Here is an 8,850-nt window from a genome sequence, read left to right as displayed (position 1 = left end):
GTAATTTTACCGTCTTTTAACTCCCATATCTTGTCTACAACCATATCAAGAAAATATCGGTCATGACTGATAACAAGTAATGCTCCATCAAATGCTTTAAGTTGACCAATAAGTAGATCTATTCCATTGAGATCAAGGTGGCTGGTTGGTTCATCCGCTAGAATGCCATGTACTTGTTGGGAAAATGCGGCAGCAATTTTTGCACGAGTTTCCTCTCCGCCACTCATTGTGTCGTTTTGTACATTGGAAACACCAAGGCGAGATAACATTGCCCGGTCTTCGACCGTTTCTATTTCGATTCCGCCCAGTTGGCTGATATGTGCAAAATCACCAAAACGCTGTAATGTCGCTTCGGCTAAAACAATTTCGCCATTAAGTACTTTGAGTAAACTACTCTTTCCTGCTCCGTTATCACCCACAAGACCAATACGGTCATAAGAGTGAATTTCCAATTCATCAATATCCAAAACATCACGCCCAGCATAATCCAAGCGTATGTTTCTCGCTTTAATAATTAAACTCATTTTTATTTACTCCTGTTTAGCTCTTGAAATTTTTTATGCAGCAAACAGGATTTAGGTGAAAACAAAAGCTAGCATCACAGTGTCCTCCCAAAAAAAAAGCTATTCATCCACAGGGTGGACAAATAGCTAGTCAATTAAGTTATAACTGGAAACTATGCACTAAAAGCATACTTATAAATTAAGCATACTTTTACTTTATATATCCGCATATATTCTTAAAGACACAACAAAAGCCCACCATTATAAAATAGTGTCACTATGCAAATAGTTGTGTCTTAACGAATGCGGATAGAATGCATAAACTTACCTAAAAAATAAAATTCAGTTTTATGATAACTTTACTGTTAAAAGAAGTCTAGACAACCTTGTTTTATGCTTGGATATAAGGCTTATTTTAAAATAATAGTAGTGAAGATTTTCTAAAATTAACATAATACACCTTATACGAAATACTGTTTTTTATTCGATATAAATCATAAACTTATACTAAGACGTTCCAGGGTTCAGCGCACTGGAACGGCTTTTTTGTGACTATTCACGTTCCACGCCTATTCTTTGATCAATGTTTCACGGTTTTAATTAAATAAACTGAATAATTCAATCTGCACGATTTAAGCGATTATCTTGAATAAGATCATCCAATTTATCTTCTAAATCTTCAATCTTATATTTGAGCGATAAAATAGAATTTTTTAAACGCTCATTTTCAGGAGCATCAGGATTTTTTAATTGATTAAAAATTTCTAATAATTCGTTGCGATTAGTGCTTAACCTTTCAATGTCACTTTCAATAGCCATTCTTGGTGTCCACAGAGCAAGTAAACTTTGCTCATAGTCTTTGAGTTCTTGATGGCTCATTGCATCTAATTCAGCTCTAGTTTTCATGGTTTAAAATCCGTCTTGCTATGAAGAGCTTTAAAAATCCGCTTTGCTGTTTCCTCTCTTACACTTTTCGGATCTCGTAAGATGCCACTAATCCAAAGGGCAAAACTAGGATAGTCCTGGAAGTTACTTAGGTCTGATAGCTCAGAAAGTTTAGATAAAATAGCACTGTACTTGTTAATTTGAGCATCAGACAGGTTGCAGAATATATCTATTGTTTTTGGATCTCGCTCAGGAGCTATTAATTTTGGCTTAGATTTTTCTTTCACAGTGAACTTAAAGCCGACAACAGAACGTCCTTTTTTAACTGGACTATAGTCAACTGTTACATCGGTAAATTCATTAATTTCATCTAATGAGCTCTTCAAAACTCTTCGTTTTAAGTTCCTCAAATCTCTATAAGATTCTGGTAAACCAAACTCTGTAAACATTTCATCTAGCGTTAATTCAAAGCCATTTTTTGCCTGATTTTTTTTCGCTAAATGGTAAAAGTCTATTGAGTAGTCTTTTTTTAATTTTAGAACTACATCTTTTTTATAACGAGTGTATGGATTGTATTTATCTAAAATTTTCAACATCACCAAAACAATAGATGTAAACCTTAAAGATATCCCTGCATCTTCATAAGTAGCATCAATTACCCAGTTAGAGTAGACCTTTTTCCCCCTATCATTAACGTATGAAAAGGACCGATCTACTAGTTTTTTTGACGCATTTTCAATTTGTTTATAAGCAGAATTGACTTTGATACCACAGTCATCAGCAAATTGTTGAGCAGATATTAAGATTTGATCTTGTTCACTTGCATCGATATTTCTAGCAATCGGAGAAGCCATAATTAAAATTCTTTTTTCATCTACAGACATGCTTTTAAAGCATTCAGTAACTTTGTTTTGAATAGCCATTGTTGTTACTGGATAAGATTTATCATAACTATTTTCTTTATTCATTCAGATATCAAACCTTATAAAAAATGAACATGATTTTTGTACCCTTATGAGAAAACAATGTACACCAATAAACATAAGGGTACAATAATTTATTTGTACCCTTTATCATGCTATTTGTACCCTTTAATCATGCTATTTGTACCCTTTTAAACGATAAAATCATGCTATTTGTACCCTTTATCATGCTATTTGTACCCTTTTAACGCTTGAAACTATTGCTGCATAAGGTTTTCAGAGGGTCTAAAAGCTTTTAAAAGCTTTTTAAAAGAATAAAAGGGAATTTATTTCCAAAGTGAGTTATTAAAACTGCCCTTGGTACTCGCTAAAGCTCGTACTCTATTGAAGCTCGTTTCACTCGCTTCGTGGGGGCAGTTTTTTGCATATATGATCAAGGATTCAAAAAGCAAAACATGAATAATGCATTCGCTATGCTCATGCTTTTTGACGAGCAAAAGCATCAATACTTCGCTCGTAGACACTCGCTAATCACTGTCCCCAGTAATTCAATAAAAAACGGTTTTTCAGAGGGGGAATAAGCAACCTTTCGTTGTGTCGCTCGTAGACACTCGCTAAAAGGCTCTCATTTGCGTTCTAAGCGATTTTATTTTTATCAACTATAGTTTTACTGTATTTCTATCAAAAGTCGCTAAAACCCCCGTTTTTTTGCGCTTAAATGGGATTGCTAAGGCGTGTAGTCATGGTTATTGTCATTTTCTGGCTTTTTAGGCTCATTTCTCTGCTGTTTTTCTTGTTCTTGGCGTCTTAAAAATGCCAAATGTTCTTGTTGCTCTCGTTCTTGTGCATAGCGTTGTTCTTGTTGCTCTCGTTCTTTACGTAACTGCTGTTCTCTAGATTCACGATCTTTTCGGTCGTTTTCGAGCTGTATTGCTATTTTTTGGGAAAACTCTTGCTGCGCTTCGGTCTCAATTTTTTTTGTAAAAGCCGCATGCAATTCTTGGATTTTTAGATCTTCCATTTCTTCTGCATATAGTCGCTTTTGTTTTTCACCATTTTGAGGACTAAAGTATTTATTTCCATAGTTATCTTCTTCAAATATATAACTATTTATGATCTCCAGTCTTTGATCGCGTACATACTCTTGATACTCAGTTTCTCTGCGTGATATTTCAGAAATTTGATGATCTATATTTGAAATTTGATCATTAAGTTTTCGTTGTTTAACAGTGATGTTCGGTTCGTCAAGTTTTGCAAAAGACTTTTTAGGCTGGAGCAGCTGATTTTCTTCTGTCCATTTATTTAAATGATCAGAATATCTCTCTTTTTTTTCTATTTCACTAAGACCAGAAATATGCTTTTGGATGTCTAGTTGGGTGTTGTGTTGGTCGATCAGGTCATTTATTTGATTGATCCATTTTGTTTTAAAAAATAAAGGCTCTTTTTTGCGTAGTTCTGATATTGCAGAACTCATCGTGTCTAATTTTGTTGTTAATTTTGATAATTCTTCATTTTGGAATTCATAAAGTTTCTGAGAAGTTTTTTCTGAATACTCAGCTTGAGAGTATTGAAACTGAAGCTCACTTCGTACTTTTTGAACAAGATCCTCAGATACTTTGATGTTTTCATCCAGTGCGATGACCTTTTTGATTTTTAAATTACGTAGCTTAATTTCATCATTTTTCAGACTAATTTCTGTAAATATCCCTCGTCTCCGGAGGTATGTCGCTTGAGGACCTTCGTGCTGAGTTGCTTCTAGGTCACTTTCCTGGTCTTCATAACTTCTGTGATCGACACGTTCATCAAATCCATTTTGTTCCAGGTGATGATTGCATAACTCTGCAAATGATTCTCTCCAGTGGCTTACAGTTTCTGTGCCATTGTCACGACTGAAGTCCCTATATTTTTTTGCTGAAAAGCCACCCTGCTCATTAATACTTCGGGTTGTGAACATGATGTGTGCATGGTAGTTGCGTTCATCACTTCCACTGTCTGTATGAGGTGCATGAATAGCAGCATCAACGATGACACCGTATTTTTTAACGAGGTTTCGGCAAAGTTCATTGAGCATATTTTCACGCTGTTCAGCGTTTAACTCACTGGGAAATGCAATCTCAAACTCTCTTGCAAGTAATGCATCTTTTCTACGTTCAACCTTTTCGACTTCATTCCAAAGTGTTTGGCGCTTGAGTAACTCAGTATTTGTATTTTCAGGTGCATAGATTTTTGTAAATTCGACACCAGTTTTTCTTGTGTAGTCTTGTTCTTTTCCATAAAAATCGCATACCAATTTTTCACTTGAACGATATGCAGCACAAGCAACGGCCGATCGTCCATTACCTCTACTAATCGTTTTAACTGAAAAATGATATATCGCCATTTTGCTTTTGCTCTTTATTTCGATTTATCGAAATTACCAACATGTATATGTTGGTCAGGGGATTACAAAGGGGATTTACCCCTTGTCGCACCATTGGATGAAATCCAATGGCTAAGTGCGCCCTTCGGGAAAACCACGATAGCATGGGCTGTCTTGAATTTCAATTCAAACAGACCTATGCTTGAGGGGGATTCCTTGAGATGGTGATGGTATGAGTGTTGAAACTTTAGAGCAAAAAATTGCAAAGCAAGAAGAACGATTAAGACAACTAAAAGCACAAAAACAAGCTATTGCTGCTCGTGAAAAAAAGAAAGTTTCTGATCAGCAACGTAAAGATGATACGAGACGTAAAATTCTACTGGGAGCTTGGGCTTTAAATAAATTAAAAAATGATGAATCGTTTAAACAGCAATTAGCCGATTTTGAGCAATTTTTAAATACGGAAAATAAGACCGAAGAAAATAAGCAGAAAGATAAAGATCTTTTTAATGGATTTATTTGGGATAAGACCTAATGTTATTCCCAAGTAGAAATGTCCTACCTAATAACCAAATAGAAATGTCCTATATGGACATTTCCAAGTCAAGCACAGGATTTAGATTTCGTTCTTGAATTGCTGTTTTCTGTGCACGTCTGCTTGGCATCTTTTGAGAACGATTGCGTTTATTTTGTTGTTCTAGTTCTTCATGCTGCTGTTGAATATGGGCTAATACAGAACCCAAACGTTTATTTTCAACAATCTCTCGCTGGTTGAGCTGACTTAATTTATCGAAGATGCTGTAATTGATTTTTCTTCCCTGATATTCAATCGCGACTGTACTATCCGGGTATTCCAGAAACTCAAGATACTTGCCAATCAATCTTTGGTTTTCTTCCGTGTTTTCCAGGAGATATACGCATTTATCATAAGTGATCGTCAGGCTATTCGTGACTCTGCGGGGTTCACGCCAGGTAAAAATATCATCTAATTCTTCGGCTGTTTCAGTGACAGTCCGGTGTAGATCCTTGGGATTAAAGGCCATCTTGGCAAACTTCTGATTGAACTGCTCAATGAAGCAGGGTAGCCAGGCATTGGCTTCGGCAATCGAACTGATGCCTTCCAGACGCATTTCTTTGATCAGACGGTCCTGAAGCGTTCTATTGGCTCGTTCTACACGGCCTTTGGCCTGTGGTGAATTAGCGAAGATAATATCGATATTCAGGGTGCTGAGTACGCGCCCAAACTGGGTAATCTTGGTGTCTTTCTTACTGCTTTGATTCACCCTGAAGACTGAATGTTTATCGCTGTAGAAGGCTAAAGGCTTACCATGCTGCTCAACATACAAACGTGTTGAAATCATATAGTCAAAGGTTGATTCCGACTCACAGAAGCGTAAATGCTGTAATTTGCCTGTGGCATCATCGATAAATACCAGCAGACAGCATTTAGGGGCTCGACCTTCAAACCAGTCATGGTGTGAGCCATCGATTTGGATCAGTTCACCATAACAGTCCCGGTTATAACGAGGCTGATACGGGCGTTTCAGACGCTTGGCGCGAGGAATCCATAAATCGGCTGCAATCATCCAGGAACGCAGTGTTTCCACTGAAATATCAAAGCCATGAACGGTGGTGAGCTTTTCATGCGCTAAAGTGGGTCCGAAACCATGCAGTTGATCAGAAACAATATTGAGGCACTTGAGTCTGAGCTCTTCAGGAAGCCTGGAATTGCTGATTTGACCACGACCGGCATGGGCTAATGCAGCTGGGCCTTGAGCTTTGTATTTTTGCAATAAACGTCTGATCTGACGCTCTGAAATATGAAGTAGCTGAGCAGCTTGGGACTGGGTTATGCGTTGATCACAGATTTCCTGCAAGACCGACAATCGTTTAAGTTCTTTATCCGACATAGACACCAACATATCAAACCGTCCGCTAAGAAAATTGCAAAAGTGCATATTCTAAAAGCGGACATTTTTACTTTGGAGAAACCGGACATTTCTACTTTGGGCTTACACCTAAATTTCGCATAAGAAATTTTATGTTAAATGATTGTTAGAAATGCCCCTTGATCGAGGCATTTTCTATAAAGAATACTAAAAACTAATTAAAGCCAACCAAGTTTCAAAACAAGGCAGTTCTCAGCAATCATATTTTTAAATTATATAACTCCCAACTGAGCTTTTGCTCCAACGATAAGGCTTTCATTTTGAGTTTCTAAGGCAAATAAACCATACATCAAAGGAGAGGCCGCTGCTCTTTCTAAAGTCTGTTCATATAGTTTATTCCAAACTTTACCCCCTAGTTTTTCATACTCGATGATTAGAGTTTTGAGGCTTTCTTCTCCAAACAAAGTTACATGCCCAGCAAAATCAATCGCTGGGTCATCTATATGGGCTGTTGACCAATCAATAACGCCTGAAACAGCTCCATCCTTTGAAGCTAGTACATGCCCAGCATATAAATCGCCATGTATAAATTGGGTGAAATCTGCCCATAGAACATCATTATCCAACCATTTTCTGTAGCGGGTTTCCAATTGCTCACTTATACCAATTTCAGATTTTACTAACTGCAAATTGTTTGCTATTTCAGGTCTTAAATCTGAAGGTTTCATAATTTTCAAATCATTTTCCCGAACTTCTTTTTCAGGAATACTATGGATTTCAAATAAGGTTTTTGCCAAAGATGTTATGTATTTCGGGCTATCTTTGTCCATATTCCAAATTATTTCATAGGTTTCAGCATCCAAATTTAAAACAGGATTATCTTTAAGTATGGGATAAGCCACTAATTCTGTAGATGAAATTCTCCAATCAGGAACCTCTACAGAAAGATGTTTTTTTACCAATTCTAAAATGCGTTTTTCTTTCTTGATTTGTTCCCTCATGCCATCACGACGAGGAATACGCAGCAACCATTGTTGCCCCTTTGTATCAAGAGCAAAAACGACCTTAAAATCAATGCCCATTTCATTGAAATTCATTTTGTCCGTAAGCAACAAGCCGTGTGCTTCAGCAAGTGATTGAATATCTTGAATTGTCATTTTTAATTTCCTTTAAAGAGTTCAATAATTAATGTTCGGATTAGATTGGCTATCATTAACAATCTCTCTCAAAAGTCTTGATGATTTTGTGGTCTTTGATCTCGTAGATAATGTCAGCAATATTATCGACCAATTGCTTGTCATGAGATACGAAGATAATAGTTCCTGCATAGGACTTCATCATTGTTTCTAATGCGGCAATACTTTTTAGGTCAAGATAGTTTCCTGGTTCATCCATAAGCAAAATATTATATTTTCCTAAAAGCATTTTGGATAAAAGCAGTTTGATGATTTCACCTCCCGATAAGTCGGATAAGTTTTTTTGAATATCATTCGCTCCGATCCCCATTGAAGCCAATACTGCACGAATTTCCGCAACTGTGTACTCGCACTCTTCCTGCATAAAGGAGAGCACAGATTTATGCGTGTTAAATTTATATCCTGTTTGTGTAAAGTAGCCAATTTCAGCTTTTGGAGATATGGTTAATCCATCAGCACGTTCTGATATCATTTTTAACAAGGACGTTTTCCCTGTTCCATTCGATCCAGTTATAGCGACTTTAGCGCCAAGCGGTATTATAAAGTTAGCGTCATCAAAGATAGTACGGCTACCAAATTTTAAGCTCAGACCATCTGCCGTAATCGGGAACTTATTGTGCAGTTCTAGGGCTGAACTTTGACGAAAACGAATAGAACGCAAATGCTCTGGTGCTTGAATATCTTCTAATGCAGCCAAACGCTTTTCCATACTCTTAGCTGCCTGATACAGTTTTCTTTGCTTGGTGCCAGTCATTTTTGCATGCCCAAGTCGTCCAGCACTTTCGGTAGAGTTTTTGGATTTTTCTCCTTTTTTCTTATTGTCTAATCGATTAGCTTGCTGGCGTTTTTCTTGCACAGCAGATTCTAATCGCTCCCGTTCCTTCATCATCAGCTCATATTCTACGGCTTGGTGTTGTCGCTCTTCTTCTTTTTGACGCAAGTAATCCGAGTAACCACCCCAATATTCCGTAATTTTACCGTCTTTTAACTCCCATATCTTGTCTACAACCATATCAAGAAAATATCGGTCATGACTGATAACAAGTAATGCTCCATCAAATGCTTTAAGTTGACCAATAAGTAGATCTATTCCAT

The 8,850-nt window shown here is 37.0% G+C and carries 7 protein-coding genes and 1 pseudogene; 1 reads left to right on the top strand and 7 read right to left on the bottom strand.

Translation table 11 applies throughout. The annotated features are described in order from the left end of the window. From msr(E) (FTV27_RS16605) to mobQ, 4 genes and pseudogenes are all read right to left on the bottom strand, one after another. Positions 1-524, bottom strand: a pseudogene (gene msr(E) / locus FTV27_RS16605) (ABC-F type ribosomal protection protein Msr(E)); the annotation flags it as partial. A 597-nt stretch (positions 525-1,121) separates the two neighbouring features. Continuing rightward, positions 1,122-1,409 (bottom strand): hypothetical protein, encoded by a 288-nt coding sequence (locus FTV27_RS16600; protein WP_004728627.1) that lies wholly within the window; start codon positions 1,407-1,409, stop codon positions 1,122-1,124. Beyond that, positions 1,406-2,356 carry a replication initiation protein gene (locus tag FTV27_RS16595; protein WP_004728629.1) on the bottom strand — a complete coding sequence of 317 codons (951 nt, stop codon included), beginning with the start codon at positions 2,354-2,356 and terminating at the stop codon, positions 1,406-1,408. The genes FTV27_RS16600 and FTV27_RS16595 overlap by 4 nt, the downstream gene beginning before the upstream one ends. 682 nt (positions 2,357-3,038) lie before the next feature. Then, positions 3,039-4,691 carry a MobQ family relaxase gene (mobQ, locus tag FTV27_RS16590; protein WP_018680086.1) on the bottom strand — a complete coding sequence of 551 codons (1,653 nt, stop codon included), beginning with the start codon at positions 4,689-4,691 and terminating at the stop codon, positions 3,039-3,041. A 211-nt stretch (positions 4,692-4,902) separates the two neighbouring features. On the opposite strand from mobQ, the gene FTV27_RS16585 reads away from it, so the two are divergent. Next, the gene (locus tag FTV27_RS16585) at positions 4,903-5,205 is read left to right on the top strand and encodes a hypothetical protein (protein WP_018680087.1); all 303 of its coding nucleotides are present in this window, start codon (positions 4,903-4,905) and stop codon (positions 5,203-5,205) included. A gap of 49 nt (positions 5,206-5,254) precedes the next feature. On the opposite strand, the gene FTV27_RS16580 is transcribed toward FTV27_RS16585, so the two are convergent. The 3 genes from FTV27_RS16580 to msr(E) (FTV27_RS16570) form a co-directional block, all read right to left on the bottom strand. Next, on the bottom strand, positions 5,255-6,580 hold the full coding sequence (locus FTV27_RS16580) for an ISNCY family transposase (RefSeq protein ID WP_111886140.1): 1,326 nt from the start codon (positions 6,578-6,580) through the stop codon (positions 5,255-5,257). Between the two features lie 251 nt (positions 6,581-6,831). Further along, complete coding sequence (locus tag FTV27_RS16575) at positions 6,832-7,716, bottom strand: Mph(E) family macrolide 2'-phosphotransferase (protein WP_000155092.1); 885 nt, start codon at positions 7,714-7,716, stop codon at positions 6,832-6,834. 55 nt (positions 7,717-7,771) lie between these two features. Then, a partial coding sequence (gene msr(E) / locus FTV27_RS16570) for an ABC-F type ribosomal protection protein Msr(E) (protein WP_180073075.1) occupies positions 7,772-8,850 on the bottom strand: 1,079 nt, incomplete at its 5' end.

The organism is Acinetobacter sp. YH12251, from assembly GCF_013417465.1.
GTDB classification, from domain to species: Bacteria; Pseudomonadota; Gammaproteobacteria; order Pseudomonadales; family Moraxellaceae; genus Acinetobacter; species Acinetobacter amyesii.
Note: the sequence above shows the minus strand (reverse complement) of the source record. Positions and strands in the feature narration are given on the sequence as shown.